Source organism: Streptomyces sp. NBC_00335, assembly GCF_036127095.1.
In the GTDB taxonomy this organism is placed as follows: Bacteria; Actinomycetota; Actinomycetes; order Streptomycetales; family Streptomycetaceae; genus Streptomyces.
In genome coordinates, this window is the sequence record NZ_CP108006.1 from 8,048,323 (window position 1) to 8,065,141 (window position 16,819).

20 protein-coding genes are annotated in these 16,819 nt (G+C 72.7%); 8 read left to right on the forward strand and 12 right to left on the reverse strand.

Going from position 1 to position 16,819, the window contains the following annotated elements:
- Positions 1-51 precede the first annotated feature (51 nt).
- Positions 52-1,890 (reverse strand): enoyl-CoA hydratase-related protein, encoded by a 1,839-nt coding sequence (locus OHA37_RS36385; protein WP_266911920.1) that lies wholly within the window; start codon positions 1,888-1,890, stop codon positions 52-54.
- Positions 1,891-2,646: 756 nt separating this feature from the next.
- Positions 2,647-3,006, reverse strand: a complete 360-nt coding sequence (locus OHA37_RS36390) for a PRC-barrel domain-containing protein (RefSeq protein WP_266911922.1) — start codon at positions 3,004-3,006, stop codon at positions 2,647-2,649.
- Between the two features lie 229 nt (positions 3,007-3,235).
- Between OHA37_RS36390 and OHA37_RS36395 the strand changes: the two genes are divergently transcribed.
- From OHA37_RS36395 to OHA37_RS36415, 5 genes are all read left to right on the forward strand, one after another.
- Entirely contained in the window at positions 3,236-3,478 is a 243-nt protein-coding gene (locus OHA37_RS36395; protein WP_266911924.1) for a hypothetical protein, read from the forward strand.
- A gap of 54 nt (positions 3,479-3,532) precedes the next feature.
- A complete protein-coding gene (locus OHA37_RS36400) occupies positions 3,533-5,986 on the forward strand; it encodes a SpoIIE family protein phosphatase (protein WP_266911926.1) in 2,454 nt (817 codons plus the stop codon).
- A 112-nt stretch (positions 5,987-6,098) separates the two neighbouring features.
- Positions 6,099-6,995 carry a SigB/SigF/SigG family RNA polymerase sigma factor gene (locus OHA37_RS36405; protein ID WP_443046263.1) on the forward strand — a complete coding sequence of 299 codons (897 nt, stop codon included), beginning with the start codon at positions 6,099-6,101 and terminating at the stop codon, positions 6,993-6,995.
- A 194-nt stretch (positions 6,996-7,189) separates the two neighbouring features.
- Positions 7,190-7,912 (forward strand): hypothetical protein, encoded by a 723-nt coding sequence (locus OHA37_RS36410; RefSeq protein ID WP_266911928.1) that lies wholly within the window; start codon positions 7,190-7,192, stop codon positions 7,910-7,912.
- Positions 7,899-8,513 carry a Fic family protein gene (locus OHA37_RS36415; RefSeq protein ID WP_266911930.1) on the forward strand — a complete coding sequence of 205 codons (615 nt, stop codon included), beginning with the start codon at positions 7,899-7,901 and terminating at the stop codon, positions 8,511-8,513. Before OHA37_RS36410 ends, OHA37_RS36415 begins: the two co-directional genes overlap by 14 nt.
- A gap of 5 nt (positions 8,514-8,518) precedes the next feature.
- Here OHA37_RS36415 and OHA37_RS36420 read toward each other — a convergent pair whose 3' ends face one another.
- The 4 genes from OHA37_RS36420 to OHA37_RS36435 all read right to left on the reverse strand — a co-directional run bounded on the left by OHA37_RS36420 (position 8,519) and on the right by OHA37_RS36435 (position 10,052).
- Positions 8,519-9,064, reverse strand: a complete 546-nt coding sequence (locus OHA37_RS36420; protein WP_266911932.1) for an ATP-binding protein — start codon at positions 9,062-9,064, stop codon at positions 8,519-8,521.
- 22 nt (positions 9,065-9,086) lie between these two features.
- Positions 9,087-9,443 (reverse strand): STAS domain-containing protein, encoded by a 357-nt coding sequence (locus OHA37_RS36425; RefSeq protein WP_266911934.1) that lies wholly within the window; start codon positions 9,441-9,443, stop codon positions 9,087-9,089.
- Between the two features lie 64 nt (positions 9,444-9,507).
- Positions 9,508-9,870 carry an STAS domain-containing protein gene (locus OHA37_RS36430; RefSeq protein ID WP_266911936.1) on the reverse strand — a complete coding sequence of 121 codons (363 nt, stop codon included), beginning with the start codon at positions 9,868-9,870 and terminating at the stop codon, positions 9,508-9,510.
- A gap of 2 nt (positions 9,871-9,872) precedes the next feature.
- A complete protein-coding gene (locus OHA37_RS36435; RefSeq protein WP_266911937.1) occupies positions 9,873-10,052 on the reverse strand; it encodes a CsbD family protein in 180 nt (59 codons plus the stop codon).
- 183 nt (positions 10,053-10,235) lie between these two features.
- Between OHA37_RS36435 and OHA37_RS36440 the strand changes: the two genes are divergently transcribed.
- Entirely contained in the window at positions 10,236-10,559 is a 324-nt protein-coding gene (locus tag OHA37_RS36440) for a plasmid stabilization protein (RefSeq protein WP_266911939.1), read from the forward strand.
- A gap of 123 nt (positions 10,560-10,682) precedes the next feature.
- On the opposite strand, the gene OHA37_RS36445 is transcribed toward OHA37_RS36440, so the two are convergent.
- Positions 10,683-10,922 (reverse strand): DUF6213 family protein, encoded by a 240-nt coding sequence (locus OHA37_RS36445; RefSeq protein WP_266911941.1) that lies wholly within the window; start codon positions 10,920-10,922, stop codon positions 10,683-10,685.
- 37 nt (positions 10,923-10,959) lie between these two features.
- Positions 10,960-11,115 (reverse strand): DUF6131 family protein, encoded by a 156-nt coding sequence (locus tag OHA37_RS36450; protein ID WP_266911943.1) that lies wholly within the window; start codon positions 11,113-11,115, stop codon positions 10,960-10,962.
- Between the two features lie 364 nt (positions 11,116-11,479).
- Here OHA37_RS36450 and OHA37_RS36455 point away from each other — a divergent pair, with 364 nt between their 5' ends.
- Entirely contained in the window at positions 11,480-12,811 is a 1,332-nt protein-coding gene (locus OHA37_RS36455) for an MFS transporter (RefSeq protein WP_266911945.1), read from the forward strand.
- A gap of 40 nt (positions 12,812-12,851) precedes the next feature.
- On the opposite strand, the gene OHA37_RS36460 is transcribed toward OHA37_RS36455, so the two are convergent.
- Both OHA37_RS36460 and OHA37_RS36465 read right to left on the reverse strand, forming a co-directional pair.
- Entirely contained in the window at positions 12,852-13,268 is a 417-nt protein-coding gene (locus OHA37_RS36460; RefSeq protein WP_266911947.1) for a GNAT family N-acetyltransferase, read from the reverse strand.
- Positions 13,269-13,542: 274 nt separating this feature from the next.
- On the reverse strand, positions 13,543-14,028 hold the full coding sequence (locus OHA37_RS36465) for a hypothetical protein (protein WP_266911949.1): 486 nt from the start codon (positions 14,026-14,028) through the stop codon (positions 13,543-13,545).
- 50 nt (positions 14,029-14,078) lie between these two features.
- Between OHA37_RS36465 and OHA37_RS36470 the strand changes: the two genes are divergently transcribed.
- Positions 14,079-14,207 (forward strand): hypothetical protein, encoded by a 129-nt coding sequence (locus OHA37_RS36470; RefSeq protein ID WP_266911951.1) that lies wholly within the window; start codon positions 14,079-14,081, stop codon positions 14,205-14,207.
- Between the two features lie 27 nt (positions 14,208-14,234).
- Here the strand turns inward: OHA37_RS36470 and OHA37_RS36475 are convergent, their stop codons facing one another.
- Both OHA37_RS36475 and OHA37_RS36480 read right to left on the reverse strand, forming a co-directional pair.
- Entirely contained in the window at positions 14,235-15,533 is a 1,299-nt protein-coding gene (locus OHA37_RS36475; RefSeq protein ID WP_266911953.1) for a putative Ig domain-containing protein, read from the reverse strand.
- Between the two features lie 133 nt (positions 15,534-15,666).
- The gene (locus OHA37_RS36480; RefSeq protein WP_266911955.1) at positions 15,667-16,560 is read right to left on the reverse strand and encodes a LysR family transcriptional regulator; all 894 of its coding nucleotides are present in this window, start codon (positions 16,558-16,560) and stop codon (positions 15,667-15,669) included.
- Positions 16,561-16,819: the final 259 nt, after the last annotated feature.

Here is a 16,819-nt window from a genome sequence, read left to right on the forward strand (position 1 = left end):
CCGCGAAGGGGGCCCGTCACCGCGAGGGGCTCATCGGCCCCACCTTTCTTGCTAGCACCCGCCGGGGAGGGGTGCCTCGTCATGTACACCCGGTCCGGTGACGGAGCCCGGGGACGAACCCGGTGACGAGGCCGGGGACGAGGCCGGGGACGAGCCCGGTCGAGCGGACGGCGGCGCGCCGTGCCGGGCCGGTACGGAGCGCGTCAGGTGCGGCGGGGTCGTGTCCGGGCGCACCTTGCCCACGAAGGCCCGGCGCAGCGCGTGGTACGGGGCCTGCGGGTCGAAGAAGGTCCGCCGCATCCGCTCCAGCTCGGCCGCCCGGTAGGAGGCCAGCGGCCGCCGCTCCTCGTCCAGCTCCCGCCGCGCCTTCTTCACGGCGATCCGGGAGGCGGTGGCGGGGTGGCCGGCGAGCCGGGCGGCGAGGGCCGAGGCCCGGTCCGCGAACTGCGCGGGCGGGCAGGCGACCGTCCGGTCGACCAGGCCCAGCCGCCGGGCCGCCCCGGCGCTCAGCGGCAGGGCCTGCGCGGTCAGGTGCTCCGCACCGGCGGAGCCGATCCGGCGCGGCAGGGTGTACGTCCAGAACTCCGATCCGTACAGGCCCATCAGCCGGTAGTGCGGATTGAGGACCACACCGGAGCGGCACCACACCTCGTCGGCGGCCAGGGCCAGCACGGCGCCTCCGGCGGCCGCGTTGCCGCCCAGCGCGGAGATCACCAGCCGGTCGGTGGTGGTCAGGACGGCCTCCACCAGGTCGTCCATGGCGTTGATGTTGGCCCAGGACTCCTCGGCGGGATCCGCGGCGGCCTCGATGACGCCCAGGTGGATCCCGTTGGAGAAGAAGTCCCGTCCACCGCCGAGCACGAGCACCGAAGTCGGCCGGGCGCAGGCCGCACGGTAGGCGGCCAGCAGGCGCCGGCAGTGGGCGGTGCTCATCGCGCCGCCGGGGAAGGAGAACGACAGGAACCCGGCCCCGCCCTCCTCGTGATAGCCGATGTCGGACCAGGTGCGGGGCCGGGGGCCCCGGCCGGCTTCCGCCGGGGCGGCCGGCTCCGGCAGCTCCGGCAGCTCCGGGAGCAGGTCCCCGAGCGCGAGGGCGGCGGGGAGTTTGGGCGCGGCCGGCTGCCCCGGGGAGCGGTGGGCCCGCAGCTCCGGGATCCACACGGCTCCGTCGACGGTGGCCCGGCAGATCGCCCCCGCCCTGGTCGCCAGCAGTTCGCCGGGCCGGCCGCGCAGCCGGTCCTCCGGATGGCCGCCGTGCAGGTACCAGGCGCCGCCGAGCAGCTCGTCCCGTACACCGGGCCGGGAGTCCGCCGCGCGCAAGGTGCGCAGCACCCGCTCGGTACCGTCCCGCTGCCAGTCGATCCGCCGGTGCTCCTGGCGCAGCAGGGGGCGGGCCAGGCCCTCGGTCTGCGGCTCGGGGACGTACGTTCCGCCGGCGTAGCGGTCCACGGCGAGCAGGACGGCCTCCAGGGCCGCGTCGGCCACCTCGCCCCGGTACCAGGTGCTCTTCGACCCGTCCGGGTCCGGCCCGGGGCACTCCACCGAGGCCCACACGTCGCCGGCGTCCATCTCCGCGTTGGCCTGCAGGACGGTGACGCCCCACCGCGGGACCCCGTCCAGTACCCCCCGGTCGAGCGAGGAGGGACCCCGGTCCCCGACCGGACCGGGGTGCACGATCAGGCAGGTGTGGGCGGACCACACCTCCTCCGGTACGGCCGAGGTCAGCATCGGCGCGACGATCAGCTCGGGGCGGTGGTGCCGGACGGACGCCGCCAGATCGGCCTGGGGGAGCGCCAGCTCCACGGCGACGCTGTGGCCGCGATCGCGCAGCTCGGCGTGGACCCGCTGGGTGAGACTGTTGAAGGCGCTCGCGACGAGCAGGACGTGCACGGGGACTCCCTGCGACGGACCGGTGCCACGGCGCGGAGTTGCCCGGCCGGATCGGCGGTGCGGGGCCGGCGCGTGACCGGCCGCCAGAGATGCTTCGCCACGTCCGCCGGTGAGCGCGCGCACCCCGCTGCCCTTGTCACCCGTACGCGCTTTCCGGCAGGGCCGCTCGGCGGCACCGTGCGGTCCACGTGACCCGGGTCAGGGGCGGGGCGGTCGCCTGATCCCGTGCTGGGCAGCCGCGCGGGTCCCGCTGTGGTCCGGATGTCTACGCCTCGGCGCCGGGGGTAGGCGCGGGATGCTGCGCGTGCTGCCGTGAGGCGGCGGACCGCGCGGCCCGCACCAAGGACCGTGCACGGCCGGAAAGCCTGCCGCCGGTTCCCGGACGAACGATCGGACGCATCGTGACGAACGCGAAGAGCTGCACGCCCCAGCGGGTACCGGGCGCGGCGGCGTCCATGGGGACGCCGCCCAACGACCCGGTGCCGCCCAGCCCGACCCCGACGCCGGGCCCCGGCCCGGGACCGCAACCCGGGCCCCTGCCGGGCCCGGTACCGGCACCCGGCCCGGATCCGGTCCCGCCGGCGCCTCCGCAGCCCGCGCCGGTCCCGTCGCCCGTACCGCGGCCCGAGCCGCATCCCCGGCCGGGGCCCCTCCCGGGACCCGTGCCGGCGCCCGAGCCCATCACCTGAGCCCGGCCACCCGGCCCCGGGCCCGCCACCTCGGGGCAGGCCCGGGCCCACTGAGGGGTCGGCGGACTCACATGTGGGGCTGGTTGTAATACCGGGCGAACTGCTCCAGATAGCTGGGTCCGGTGTCGTACTCCGAAGCGTCGAATTCCGGTGCGTCCTTGATCTGTTCCTTGCTCCGGTCGACGTGGACGGTCCGTGTGGCCGTGTCGATCCGGGTGATGACGCCGGCCGGCAGCAGGACGTGCTTGCCGAAGATCCACATACCGGTGTCCACGACGATGAGGGACGCGCCGACCTCCTCGGAGTGCTTGTCGACCTTCCCGATGCCACCGTCGGTGGCCTCCACCTTGTACCCGACGAGGTCGATCCCCTTCGAGTAGCCCGTGGTGTCCTCGTGACCCCAGACCCAGATGTCGTGCGTGCTCATGGTCGGCCCCTCTCCGTGCGTACCGTCCGTCCTTGACGACGGAGTGCGACCCCCGTCGCAGCCATGAGGCCGAGGCCGCACCCCGCAGTGGGCGCCTACCCAGCCGGGCGCGGCCGACGCAGGACCGTGCGCGTGCCACCGGTTTGCGCGGCCCGGAGCGGGGCAGCCGTTCGAGCGGGGCTGCCGCGGCCCGCGGGGCTCCCGTAGAGCTCTGGCGAGGAGGACGGCCATGGACGAGCAGGGTGGAGCGGGCGGAGTGCCGCTGGAAGGCGGCCGGAAACCGGACCGGCACCGCACGGCGCGGGCGGGCCGCCGCGAGGACGGGGCGCGGGCCGACCGCCCCGACGACGGGACCACGTCCGCGGCCGACACGGACGAAGCCAGCAGGCTGGACCGTCCGCAGCAGCCCGAGAAGCCGGGCGGGAAGACGAGCCGGAAGGGGACGAGGTGGGTGGGCCCGCGTGATGCGTGAGGGCCGCCGGACCGCATCCGGGCGGGCGGGGAGAGGGCGTGCCATGCTCAAGGAGTGAAGGGCGATGCCGCACCCGTGGGTGAGGGCGCCGCACCCGAGGTGGTGGCGCTCGCCAGGGTCGTGGCCAGACTCCGGTCGGAAGTCGTCGACCTCGAAGGCGTCGCCGTGACCTCGGCGGTGGTCGAGCGGGCCAAGGGCGTACTCATGGCCCAGGCGGGCGTCAGCGCCGAATCGGCCTACGAGCTGCTCCTCGAACGGGCGGGCCGGCGCGGCGGTTCCGTCCTGGAGGAGTGCTGGATCACGCTGGGGCAGGTCCGCGTGCGCCGGTCGCAGGGGACCGCGAGGATCTCCCTGCCCACGGCCTCGGCCGCGCGTACCGGGAAACAGCCGAGCACCTCGGCGCTGAGCCGTCGCCGCCATCTCGTGCGTCGCCGCCACGACCGTGGCGGCGAGCTGAACGGCCTGCTGGCGCGGCTCGCCGACGGTCTGGCCGCGGCGCACGGCGGCGATGACATCGCGGAGCTGCTGGTGACCGTACTGGGCGGGGCCACCGACGTGGACGCGGTGATGATCTACACCGTGGCCGCCGCCGGGAGCCTGGATCTGGCCGGCAGCGCCGGAATCGACGGGGCGCTGGCCGAGCAGTGGCGCCACATTCCGCCGCTGAGCGGGGTCGCCGCCCTCGAAGCGATCGCCGGCCGCCGTGCCCTCTGGCTGGAGGACCCCGAACAGGACGCCCGGCGCTATTTGCTGATCGGGGACCCGCCGGAGCGGTGGCCGGCGCGCGCCTGGATCCCCTTGCCGGACGACGGGCCCGCGAGGGCGGCCATCGGGTTCCTGCGCACCCGGGCGGGCCCCTTCGCCGCCGACACCCGGGCGTTGCTGCGCCAGGCCACCCGGCTGTGCGCGGGGCCGCTGGGGGCGCCGGAACGAGCCCGCGACCCGGAGGGCGAGGGAGCGGCCGGTGGAGACTACGCGGCGACGGTCCAGCTGATCCTGGACACCATGGCCGGACCCGCGACCCTGCTCACCCCCCTGCGCTCGGAGACGGGTGAGGTGGAGGACTACCGCATCGACGCGGCGGCGCCCGAATCCGTGGACGTGGCCGGCCGGCGCGGCAAGGAGCTCGTGGGCCGCCGGATCCTGGAGACGTACCCCACCGTGGCGGGCACCGACCTCTGGGAGGGGTACCTCAAGGCGCTCACCACCGGAACCAGGTACGAGGGGGAACCCTTCACCTACGAGGAAGTGGTCGCCGGGGTCCCCCGGCAGTCCGTCTACTCGGTCCGGGCGTCCAGACTCGGGGACCACCTGGTGGTCTCCTGGGTCTGCCATGACGGCAGCCAGCGCGAGATCCGCAGGCTGGCCGACATGCAGCGCCTCGGCAACCTCGGCTGGGCGGGCTGGAACCTGGTCACCGATACCGTCACCTGGTCCGATCAGGTCTATGCGATCTTCGACCGGGATCCGGGCCGGGGGCCGGTGCCACTGGAGGAACTTCGGGGTCACGTAGTCCCCGACGACCTCCACCAGCTGAGTGCCGCCGTCGAACGGCTGCTGAGCGAGGGGGAGGCCGTCGACCAGCCGTTCCGGATCACCACCGGGCGCGGAGTCCGGCACCTGCGGATCGTCGCCGAGGCCCAGACGGACGCCGACGGCACACCCGTCGAGGTGCACGGCTTCTTCCAGGACCTGACCGCACAGCACGACGTCGAACTCGCCCTGCGCGACAGCGAGCGGGCCGTCCTCCTCCAGCAGGGCATGCTGCAGGCCGAACGCGCGCTCGCCGCAAGCCTCCAGGACACGCTGCTGCCGATCCCCGAACAGTCGCTGGAACTGGCCGGCCTGTGCATCGACGTGGCCTACGTCCCCGCCGACAGCGGGATCAACGTCGGCGGCGACTGGTACAGCGCCATCGAACTCCCCGACGAGAGCGCCCTGTTCGTCATCGGAGACGTGGCCGGCCACGGGCTGGCCGCCGTCGGGACCATGGCTCAGCTCCGGTTCACCACCAAGGGCATGGCCGTCACCGGCTCGCCCCTGCCCGACGTCCTGAGCCGGCTCAACACCCTCCTGCTGCACACCGGTTCGGAGCCGTCGGGCAGTGCCACCGCCACCATGGTGATGGCCCGCTACCAGCCCTGGGACCGGCGGCTGATCTGGGTACGGGCGGGCCACTTGCCGCCCCTGCTCATCCGCGGCGACCGGGCGGAGTTCCTCGAACAGCCCCGGGGCGCCCTTCTCGGGGCGACCTTCGAAGCCTCGTACGAGCAGGCCGCCATCGACCTGCTGCCCGGCGATCACCTGCTCTTCTACACCGACGGGCTCGTGGAGGAGCCGGGCGAGGACATAGGGGCCGGCCTCGACCGTCTCGCGGAGACGGCGGTGCGACTCCTGCGGGAGGGCCGCGGCGAAACCCTCGCCCGCACCCTCGTCGCGTGGGGCACGGCCCACCGCGACGACATCTGCGTTCTGCACGTCCACGTACCGGACGGGGATGTTCCGTAGAAGGGGGGTCGGTCTTCCCCGATGGGGGTATATCCCTCTCGGAAAGACCACGACGGTTCCCGCTGCCCCGCTCCGGGGCGGCCGGTGCCCACCAACCCGTCGGAGGAAGCTCATGGCACCCGTTTCCAGCGACACCACGGATCCGCTCCGCATCGACCTCCGCATGGACCTCCGCACCGGGACGCCCGATGTCCCGGAGGATCCGCTCACCGTCAGTACCGGGGAGGCACGGACCCTGTCCTTCGCGCTCTTCCGGCGGCTGAAGCAGCTGAGCGAAGGGACGCCGGAATACTCCTACGTGCGCAATACGCTCGTCGAGCTCAACCTCAGCCTGGTGAAATACGCGGCACGCCGGTTCCGCAACCGCTCCGAGCCGCTGGAGGACATCGTCCAGGTCGGCACGGTGGGCCTGATCAAGGCCATCAACCGGTACGACGTCGAGCGGGGGGTCGAGTTCGCCACGTTCGCCGTTCCCACCATCACCGGCGAGATGAAGCGGTTCTTCCGTGACACCAGCTGGTCCGTGAAGGTCCCGAGGCGCCTCCAGGAACTCCGGCTCGACATCGCCAAAGCGCACGACGCGCTCGAACAGCGGCTGGGACGCCACCCCACCGACCTGGAGCTGGCGGAGCACCTCGGCATCACCACGGAGGCACTCGACGAGGGCCGCCGCGCGGCCAACGGCTACGTCGCGGGCTCTCTGGACGCCCCGCTGGGGCCCGAGGCGGACGGCGGGTCCCGGGGGTGGCCGCTGGGGGAGGAGGAGGCGGCGTACGACCGCATCGAATGCCTGGAGACGCTGAAGCCGCTGCTCGCCACGCTCAGTGACCGTGACCGGCTGATCCTCTCGCTGCGCTTCGGTCAGGAGCTGAACCAGTCCGAGATCGGCGATCGGCTCGGCCTCTCCCAGATGCACGTCTCACGGCTGCTGAGCCGCATCATGGCCAGGCTGCGGACCGGGATGCTGGAGGACGCCGACGACGAGCACGAAGACGGCGACGCGTGCTGATCCCGGTCGCCCGCGACGGCGGCGCGCCCAGACGCGTGGCCGAGCCGGCTCCGGCACGGAAAGGCGTTCGACAGCCCGGGCCCGGTGGGCCGAGAATGACGAGCCCGTCACAGCGGACGAGCCCATCACGGCGGACGAAAGAACGGCCTGCACTGACGTACGACCTGCATACCCTGCCCCTGCCCGAGAACCTCGTGCCCCCCGCCGTTGATCCGGGCCTGCGCCACTGGGAGGGCCTCGACCCGGACCTCCACCCGTTCACCTGGGACGAGGACGAGGAGGCCCGCCTGCGCGCGCTGGTGTGCGAGTGGGTGCCACCCGTGCTCTCCGGCATGAGGGGCGGCTGGGCGGGCGAGGACTGGTGCGCACGCCAGGTGGACGCGATCATCCGGGAGCGGTACGGGAACTGGGCTCAGGGGTGGAACTGGTGCTACCGGTACGGCGGGCCCATCGGCAGCTGGGTCGACGGGAAGGGCTCGGTGACGACGCCCGATGAGACGGCGACGCGCGTCGTGGGCGCGCTGCTGGAGTGGCGGGAGTGGCTGGAGAGCATGGCGTTGCGTTTCGCAGAGTTGGCGCCCGTGCCGGAAGCGTCTGCCGAGGACCGCAGCTGGCACCTGGAGCGGGCCTGCGTCCGGCTCGTGACGGTCGCGCTGGGCCCGGAGGCGGAGGCCGGTTGGCAGCGGCAGGCCGCGCGAATCCTGCACTGGTTCCTCACCACCACCGGCATGGGGCAGGCCGAGGCCGAGCAGGCGGTCGACCGCGCGATCGGCGGCCGGTTCAAGAGCTGGGTGGACCCGGGACGAGCGCTGATCGAATCCGTCGGCGAGGACCTCGCCGTCGGCCTCACCGGCCGTGCGCCCTACCGGGACCACCGTGAGCGGGCGGACCTGGAGGACCTCCATGACCGCCGCTGACAGCCTCGCCACCTGGCTGCGCGTGCGCCGCGAAGCCGACTGGCACCGAGCACCCGTCCTCGTCCTGCGGGAAGGGCCGACCGCTCGTGACGGGTTCCGGGCCTGGTGCGAGGGGCCGGTCCGCCGGCGCGATCCCGTCCGAGCCGAGCGCCTTCTCCTCGCCCACGCCCTGGCCCGGGCCGATGCCGCCCGCCGGGCCCCGCTGGACTTCGCGCTGCTGGCCGGTTGGCAGCGCCGTGTCCTCGGCGTGGATCGGGCGCCGTTCCGTACGGCCGACGCCTACGCGAAGGCCGGCCGCGAGCGTTACGCCCTGACCTCACGGACCGGGGCCGACTTCGCCGACTGCCTGCGCGAGGCGACCGATCCGGATCTCCCGCCGGCGGCCCGCGCGGCCCGGGCCTACCTCGACGTGGCGTTCTTCCACCCTTTCGCCGACGGCAATGCCCGGGCGGCCCTGCTGACCCTGGTCCACGTGCTGGCACGCGAGGGCATCGTCCTTCCCGAGGTCGAGCCCCTGCAGACGACCCGCTACGCGGACGACGCGGCGGGCGCCGCCGACCTGGCCGCGCTCATCGGCGTACTCAACCGCCGGCGGTCCTGAGATCCTCAGGACGGACCGGGCGGTCGGGAGGGCCACGGCGGGGTCCGCCCGTGTGGTTCCCGGGGCGGCGCCCCGTGCTCCCGCAGGGCCGGTGGAGTGGCGACCTCCACCCATACGCACTTCCCGCCGTCGACCGGATCCGCCCCCCACGCGCGGGCCAGCCGCTTCACGATGAGCAGCCCGTGGCCGCCCGGGCGTGCCGGGTCGGTGGGGAAGCGGTAGGCCGGTAGGACCGGGCTGGAGTCCGTGACCTCGATGCGGAGCCGTTCGGCGGTGCAGTGCAGCAGCATCGAGCTCGGCCCGCCCGCGTGCATACAGGCGTTGGCCACCACCTCGGACACCAGGAGCAGCACGTCGTCCGCGGCTTCGGCGGTCTCGTCGCCGCCCTCGTCCTCGCCGCCGTTCCCGCTGCGGTTCCCACTGCCGGTCTCCGGCAGCCACTGCCACTCGGTCAGTGCCCGGCGGGTGAAGTCGCGGCAGCGTCCCACGAGATCCGTGGTGCCGTGCAACAGGAGACGCCGGGTCCACTCCGGTGACCGGCGCTCGCTCATCCCTGCTCCTCCGCTCAGCGCGCTAGCGACTCGCCAGAGCCGCCTGCACATCGGGGTGCTGCGGGAAGAGCCCGTCGGCGCCGGTGACGTGGAACATCCGTGCGACCGGCTTGCGCAGGCCGATCAGCTCAAGGGTGCCGCCCGTTTCCCGGGCGGCGAGGCGGTTGTGCAACAACACGTTCAGTCCCGTGGAATCGCAGAACGCCAGAGCGGTGACATCGACCAGCAGGCGTCGCCCGCCATCCGCCCGGGCGGCTTCGAGAGCCTCGCGCAAGGGCTCGGCGGTGTCGTGGTCGAGCTCTCCGGCCAAGGTCAGGACCGTGGCCCCGTCGAGGGGGCGAACGTCGACCGCGAGGCGGTCATCCTCCTCGGAGGGCATCGCATACCGCCTTCCCCCGGTGGAGTTCGGGTCTCGACACCGGATACGTCTCGCGCCTACCCCGTCAGGGGTCGCCAAACCCGGGCGGGAGGGTGTCGATGGGGAAGAGCGGGAGGGACCCGGTGATATCCAGCAGCCGTAGCATCTGGGCGTTCGGCGCGGCCAGGCGCAGCGTGCGGCCGGACTCCACGGCCTGCATGCGGGCACGGAGCAGCAGGTTCAGTCCGGCGGAATCGCAGAACGTGAGTCCGCTGAGGTCGACGACGATGTCGGCGGGCCCGCCGACGCGGGTCACCGCTTCGAGCAGCAGGGCGCGCACCTCGTCGACCCGGCTGAGGTCCATCTCGCCCGACAGACGGACCACGGCCGTCTGCCGGGCGGGGGGAGGCGGTCCGGCGGGATCGTGCGCGCCGTGCTCGTGCGGCATGCTCAGCCGTGCCCCTTGGCCTTCTTCATCTTGTCCGCGGCGTCGGAGGTCATTTCCTCGGCCTTCCCGGCCATCCGCTCGGTGCTTCCCTCCGCCTGCATGCGCTTGTCGTCCATCGCGCTGCCGAGGTTCTCCTTGAGCTTGCCCTTGGCCTGCTTCGCCTTGCCCTTTGCCTTGCCCATGACGGGTTCTTCCTTCCTGAGGGGGTACTGCTGCCACCATGCGTCAGGGGACGGTGGCCTGCAATATGTGACGAATTGCCCGCCTTTCGGCCGTCTGGGGAGCCGGGAGTCGGCGAGGAATGCGGTACGCGGCCCCGGGTAAGCGCCCGGTAGGTCGTACGCCCCCCAGACCGAGGAGTGATCATGCCTCGTGGTTCCAGTGCCAAGCGGGAACGCCGGTACGAGCACATCAAGGAGAGCGCCGAGAAGCGTGGCGAGAGCGCCGCGCGGGCGAAGGAGATCGCCGCGCGGACCGTCAACAAGGAGCGGGCCCGTGCCGGGGAGTCCGAAACGGCGAGCAAGAGCTCCATCGAGGACATCTCCTCGGCCAGGCGCGGCGGGCTGCGTTCGCACCGGGGTGCGCAGGGGCCGACGTACGACCAGCTCTATGCGGAGGCCAGGCGGCGTGATCTGTACGGCCGTTCCTCCATGGACAAGGCCGAACTGAAGCGCGAGCTCGGTTACTGACGGCCCGGCTCCGTCCCTCGCGCCTCGCCGTTCCCCGTGACCTTCGCGCGGGGAACGGCGGCTGTTCTCGGGGTCTGTGGCGCGGCGACTCCGCGGCTCCGCGACTCTGTGACTCCGCGGGCTCTATGACGGGCGTGGAGCGGCCGACCTGAAGCCGATGCATTCGACGTCGATCTGGTCGGCGAGTTCGGTCAGTACGCCCGCCAGGTCCTGGACGGTCTCCTCGTCGCCGCGCATCTCGCCGGTGTGTTCCGATTCCAGCCAGTCGGCTGCGAGGCTGCGCAGGAGCCCGGTGACGTGATCCGCGGGAATCAGAAGTGCGCCGTCGTCCGCGGGGATCAGCGGTATGGACATCTGGATCATGGAACCGTCTCCCGTGGGGCGTTCGTGCGCGGCCGCGCTACCCATAGTGCCGTCGTCCTCCGACCGCGTGTCCGACGGAACCGAGCACCCATAGGACGACCCCGATGACGACGAGGATGATCCCCAGCGTCCAGAGGATCGAGATGCCGAGGAGGTAGCCGATGATCAGTAGGACAATGCCGAGCGCGATCATGTTGTTCTCCCGTCTCGCAGGCTTCTTCTGCCCCGATCCGGTGCCGGAATGCAGGAGGTGGCGGCCCGGTCCGGCGAGGGGGAGGCGGGGGCGCGCCGCAGCCCGTATTTCCTGCCGGCATTCGAAAGTATCTTGACGTCAAGATTGATCTCGGGCAGGCTTCCGCTGGTATCTCGACATCGAGATACTTTCGCGGGGGCTCGGAGGCAGCGGGATGCGGCGGCGCGGTACGGGGATCCGGAAGGGTTCGCAGGGGTGGCGGGGGCGGCCGGGGCAGAGGCGGGAGCGCGAGCGGGAGCGGGGTCAACGGCTCGGACTGGTCGCACAGTTGCGGAATCCGCCCGGGGGCCGGGACGCGCGGATCATGCTGCTCGCCCAGCTGCTCGACCGCACCGGCACCGGCGTGTGGGCCGCCTCCTCGGTCCTCTACTTCACCTTCGTCATCGGCCTGGACACCGGGAGGATCGGCCTCCTGCTCGGCGCCGCGGCCGTGGCGGGCATTGCCGGATCGCCCCTGGCGGGACACCTGGCGGGCCGCTTCCCGGTGCGGTCCCTGCTGATCGGCTGTCACCTGCTGCGCCTCGGAACCCTCGGCGCGCTGCTCGCGGTCACCCGCTTCGACGTCCTGCTGCCGCTGGTCGCCGTCACCTACCTCGGCGACCGGGCAGCCAAGGCGCTGGAAATGCTCTTCGCCACACGGGTGGCGGGCGAGCGGCGCGGCACCTACCAGGCCCTGTCACGCAGTACGGCGAACGCCGGCTACGCGGTGGGCGCGGGGATCGCCGCCGCCGGTCTCGCGGTCGGGACGTCGGAGGCCTACCAGGCGCTGATCCTGGGCAACGCGCTGTCGTTCCTGGTGGCCGCCGCGCTGGTCTGGCGCACCCGCGAACCGCGAGCGGAGGGGCGTGTGGCCGCGGGCGCGGGGGATATGGCGGCGACGGGGGGTGCGTCGCCCGGGGGCGGGGGTGCGGCGATCGGGAGTGCGGTGCCCGGGAGTGCGTTGGCCGGGGGTGCGTTGCCAGGGGGTGCCGCCGCGCCCGGTCGGACGGGGGCGCCGAGCCCCTGGCGGGACCGCGGCTACCTGCGCTTCGTCCTGCTCGACATCCCGATGAACCTCGACGACTCGGTCCTGGCCGTCGGTCTGCCGCTGTGGCTCGTGGCCCACACCGACGCACCGCACGCCCTGGTCCCGGCCTTCCTCGTCATCAACACCGTGCTGGTCGTCGTACTCCAGCTCCGCGTCTCGGCCAGGTTCGAGGAACCCCGCCGGGCCGCGGCGGCGGTCTCCGTGTACGGGCTGACCATGCTCGCGTGCTGCGCACTCCTGGCCCTCACCTCCGGGGCCGGGGCGGTCACGGCGACGGTGGTGCTCCTCGCCGCGGCGGTCCTGGTCACGCTGGCGGAACTGCTGCGGTCGGTGAGCTCCTGGGAGCTGGCGGTCTCGCTCGCCCCCGAGGAGGCGCGGGCGTCGTACCTGGGAGTGGCGGGCATGGCGCAGTCCGTCCAGAAGTCCGCCGGCCCGCTGCTCCTGACCGGGCTGGTGATGACGGCCGGGCCCGCGGGCTGGCTGGCCCTCGGCGCGGGGATCGCGGCCCTGTCGATGGTCCAGCGCCGCGCGTCCCTCCGCCGCGTGGACTCCGTACTCGCCCCGCCCGTCTCCACGGCACCCTCGGCGTCGGCCGCGCACGCGGGCTGAAACCGCGTACCCCGGCGCTTGGGCATGGGGGCAGGTCTGGTCAGGTCTGGTCGGCCGGGCCGTCCATCGTCCAGGCGGAGTGGTGTGCGGTGAATCCGATGCGCGAGTAGTAGTTCGCGGCCGCCGGGGCCGCCAGCAGGATCAGCTGGGCCTGGGGTGCGGCCTCCCGGGTGGCGCGGATGAGGTCCTTGCCCACCCCCTTGCCCTGGTAGGCGGCGTCGACGGCGAGATCGCTGAGGTAGGTGGAGTACGCGCCGTCCGTGATCGAGCGGGAGATCCCGATGAGACGGCCGTCCTCGTCGCGGGCGACGATGACCAGGTTGGCGCCCGCGAGCATCCGGGTGAACCGCCGGGTGTCCTCCACGGGACGGCGTTCGGCGAGGGTGGACGCCCGGTACAGGGCGGCCGCCTCTTCCACGTCGAGGGCGCTGCCGATGACCTGTTCACACTTCCACATGCTGGTACCGGTCCTTGCCGAGTTCTTCGAGTCGGGACGTGCGGTGGTTCCGGTGGGCGAGGAACCGCCGGGGTCGAGGAGGCCTGCGGGGATGGTGACCGCGCGCTTCGCCAGGGCGCCGGCCAGTGGGACCTTTGTACGCCAGTTCCGTCGGCGGCCGCCTGTACCAGCCGGTACGCGTGCTCGCGTCCCGCGCCGGTCGGCGATGAGGCCGGAGGCCGGGGCTTGCTGGTGGCGAGCGATCGTCAGGGCGTCCGACCCCGGTCGGCGGCGGTCACATGACCGGCGGATCGGCCAGGAGGACGACCCGATCGGCCTCGACGTCGAAGCCCAGCACCGGATGGCCGTAATCGCCCTCCGGATCCATCAGTACCGGCTTGCCCAAGAGTCGCCCGATCTCCCGCAAGAAGCCGCAGAACACGTCCAGTCGCTCCTGGCCCTGCAACTCCCGCAGGTCAACGTCGAAGTCGATGGCGCCATCGTCAAGGAAACGGAAGATCGCCAGCACGTCGGCAGTCGGCCAGACCCGCAAGGTCGGGCACTCGGCGTCCGCCGGGCGGGACAGCACGGCCTCCGCCCGAGGCACCGGAAGCACCATCTCGCCTTCGGAGTACCGGCACTTCCAGCCCCTCGCCTCGACGAGGTCGAGAACCGTCTGCCAGTCCTCCACCGAGCAGCCCGGGACACGCACGTCAGGCAGCGACCCCATCAGGTCCGGGTCGAAGAAGCAGCTCACGTCATCCCACAGAAGATCAGCCACACCGCCATGCTGCCGCAGCCCCAAGTTCCTCGACTAAGGAGGGCCCCCACGTGGTGACCCTGGCGGTGGCCATGGTCGCCCAGGTGTGGCGCCCGCTCCTGTTCTCGGCCATGATCCTGCGCACGCACGCCAACCTCGTCGTCGCCTCCGACCGGGAGGCGGCGTCGAGGCTGGGGTGACCCGGCGAAGTGCGGATCCGGCCGCCTTCAGAACCAGGTGAGGGTGAGGGGGAAGGTGGTGGTGGCGGTGGTCGGGGTGGTGTCGGTGGCGGTGATGGTGATCTGGATGGTTCCGGTGGCCCAGGGTTTGCCGGTGATGCGGCCGGTGGTGGTGTCGAGGGTCAGGCCCCAGGGGAGTCCGGTGGCGGTGTAGCGGACGGGGGCTTTGCCGCCCGTGGTGGTGAGCTGGATGGTGCAGTTCTGGTTGAACTTGCAGCTCTGCGGGCCGGGGTTGGTCAGCTTCAGCTCGGCCGAAGTCGGAGTCGGGGTCGGGGTGGGTGTGGGTGTGGGTGTCGGGGTGGGAGTCGGCGTAGGTGTGGGGGTCGGCGTCGGCGTGCCGCCGCAGCCCGGGGTGGCCTCCGGGGGTAGGGGGACGCGCCACATTTGGGTGTCGTTCTCCGAGCCGACGAGCAGGGTGGTGCAGTCGAGGTAGGTCACCGTCTCGCCCTGCGACTGGGCGGGCAGGGCCACGTCCGCGAGCTTGGTGCCCGCGGTGTCGTACACCGAGGCCGTGTTGGCCCCCAGCGGCCCGCCGCTGCGCAGGGTGTACGAGGCCCCCGACAGGGAGAACGCGCCGTCGGTGGCGAAGACCGGGCCCGGCCGGACGGCGGTCAGGGTGCCCGGTTGCCCCGGCACGGGCGGCAGCGGAGCCTGGTACAACTGGCCTGCCGCGCCGATGAGTTTGCTCGCGATGTGGATCCGCCCGGTGACGGGATCGGCGAGCAGGGATTCGGCGTCGTGCTTCCCGTCGGCGTAGGTGAAGCGGTACGTCACGGGCGTCACCGAGGCGTTGGCGAGCTGGTCGGGCTCGGCGAAGGAGTGCACGGTGATCTCGGCGCGGCCGCTGAAGTTGTCGCCGATGTCGCCGACCAGGATCGTGGGGCGGCCCGCGGAGTCCTTGCCGATGGCCAGCCCCTCCCAGTCGGTGTTGCCGACCCCGGAGACCGTGTACGTGGCCTTGAGCAGTCCGGTGGCGCCACTGCAGTCGATGGCGAAGACCTGGTTGGTGTTGCCGCTGTCGTTGACGGCGTAGAAGACGCCGGGGTGTTTTCGGCTCATGGCGAGCCCGCTGAGCTCGGCCAGGCCTCCCGGGAGGGTGCACTGGCGCTCGGGAGCCGCGGCGGCGCCGGCAGCGCGGGAGAGGTGTGCGGACACAGGCGTCAGGGTGGACGCGTCGGCGGGCCCGGCGGCGGGTCCGGTCAGCCAGGCCGCGGCCGGCAGGGCCGCGGCGAGGACCGCCGTGGCCAGGGCGGCGGCCCGCGGGGGTGTGAGGAGTCGTCGTAACATGCCCACCATGTGAGGGGGTGTCAGGTTCTGGCGCCAGGGTCAATCGGCGTCCCTTTGAGCATCGTTCAATGCCGGACGGGCATGTCCCGGCCGTCGGGAGGGGCTCTTCGGCCGTCCTGTCCGGACCGTCCGGTCACCGGGAGGGCTCGCGTACGGGGGCCTTGTGCCGGGCGTGGGCGATGAAGGCGCGGGCGGCCCGGCTCAGCGGCCGGCGGGCGTGTGCGATGCCCACCGGGCGCAGGAGCGGTGGGGTGAAGGAACGTATCTCCGCCCTGCTTCCGAAGGCCCTGGCGACCACGTCGCGGTACCAGATGAGGGAGCCGCGGCCGTCGGTCACCCCCGTCACCCAGCCGAGGCGTTCGTCCACCTCCAGGCAGGGCACCGGGCGCACGCCCAGACAGCTGAACATGGCCTCCATCTCGGTGCGCCGGCCGGTCCCGGGCGTGGGCAGCACCATGGGCAGCCCGTCGAGTGCGCGGAACGGCAACGGGTCGGGCAGCGCGGACCCGACGGGGGAGATGAGCACGACCTCGCGCTCCTGGATGTGATGGGTGGAGAGTTCCCCGTCGAGGGGGAGGTCCACCAGTGCCAACTCGGCCCGGCCCTGAGTCAGTTCCTGGATCAAGGCCTCGCGGCTGTCGTACTGGTGGAGCCTGACGTCGAGGCCGGGATGCCGCTCCGTGAAGGTGTGTACCAGCTCGGAGGCCAGATCGAGGGCCAGGGTGGGCGTGGTGACCATGGACAGGGCGGCCCTGGCGCCCAGCCCGTGGGGAGTGCCGATGTCGTCGATGGCCTCCACCGCATCGAGCACGGTGCGGGCCAGCCGGACGACCCGGGCCCCTTCCGGTGTGAGGTCCACCCCCCTTCCCCGGCGGGCGAGGAGATCGACGCCGAGGTCGCGCTCCATGGCTTGGACGGCGCGGGACAGGGCGGACTGGGCGACGAACACGGAGGCCGCCGCGCCGGTGATGGAACGGCAGTCGGCGACGGCGACGAGGTAGCGGAGCTGGGCGAGGGTGGGGGTCATGACCGGAAGGTAACCGGGCAAGGGTGTACCTGTAAGACCGCGTCGGGTGAACAACCACCAGACTTCGCAAAGGTGTTCATGCCGGACCGGTGGCATCTCATACCCATGCGGCATGAGCCCGGGCGGCCGAGGCACGCCGGCCTGGTGTCCGGGGGCGGGCCGCCCTGGCGCAACACCGCAGGTCATGGCCCCGGCGGCAGCGTGCCGACGGCGTGTCCGGGGGGCGGTGCGGGTGGTCGGTGGCCGTCCTGACTGCGAA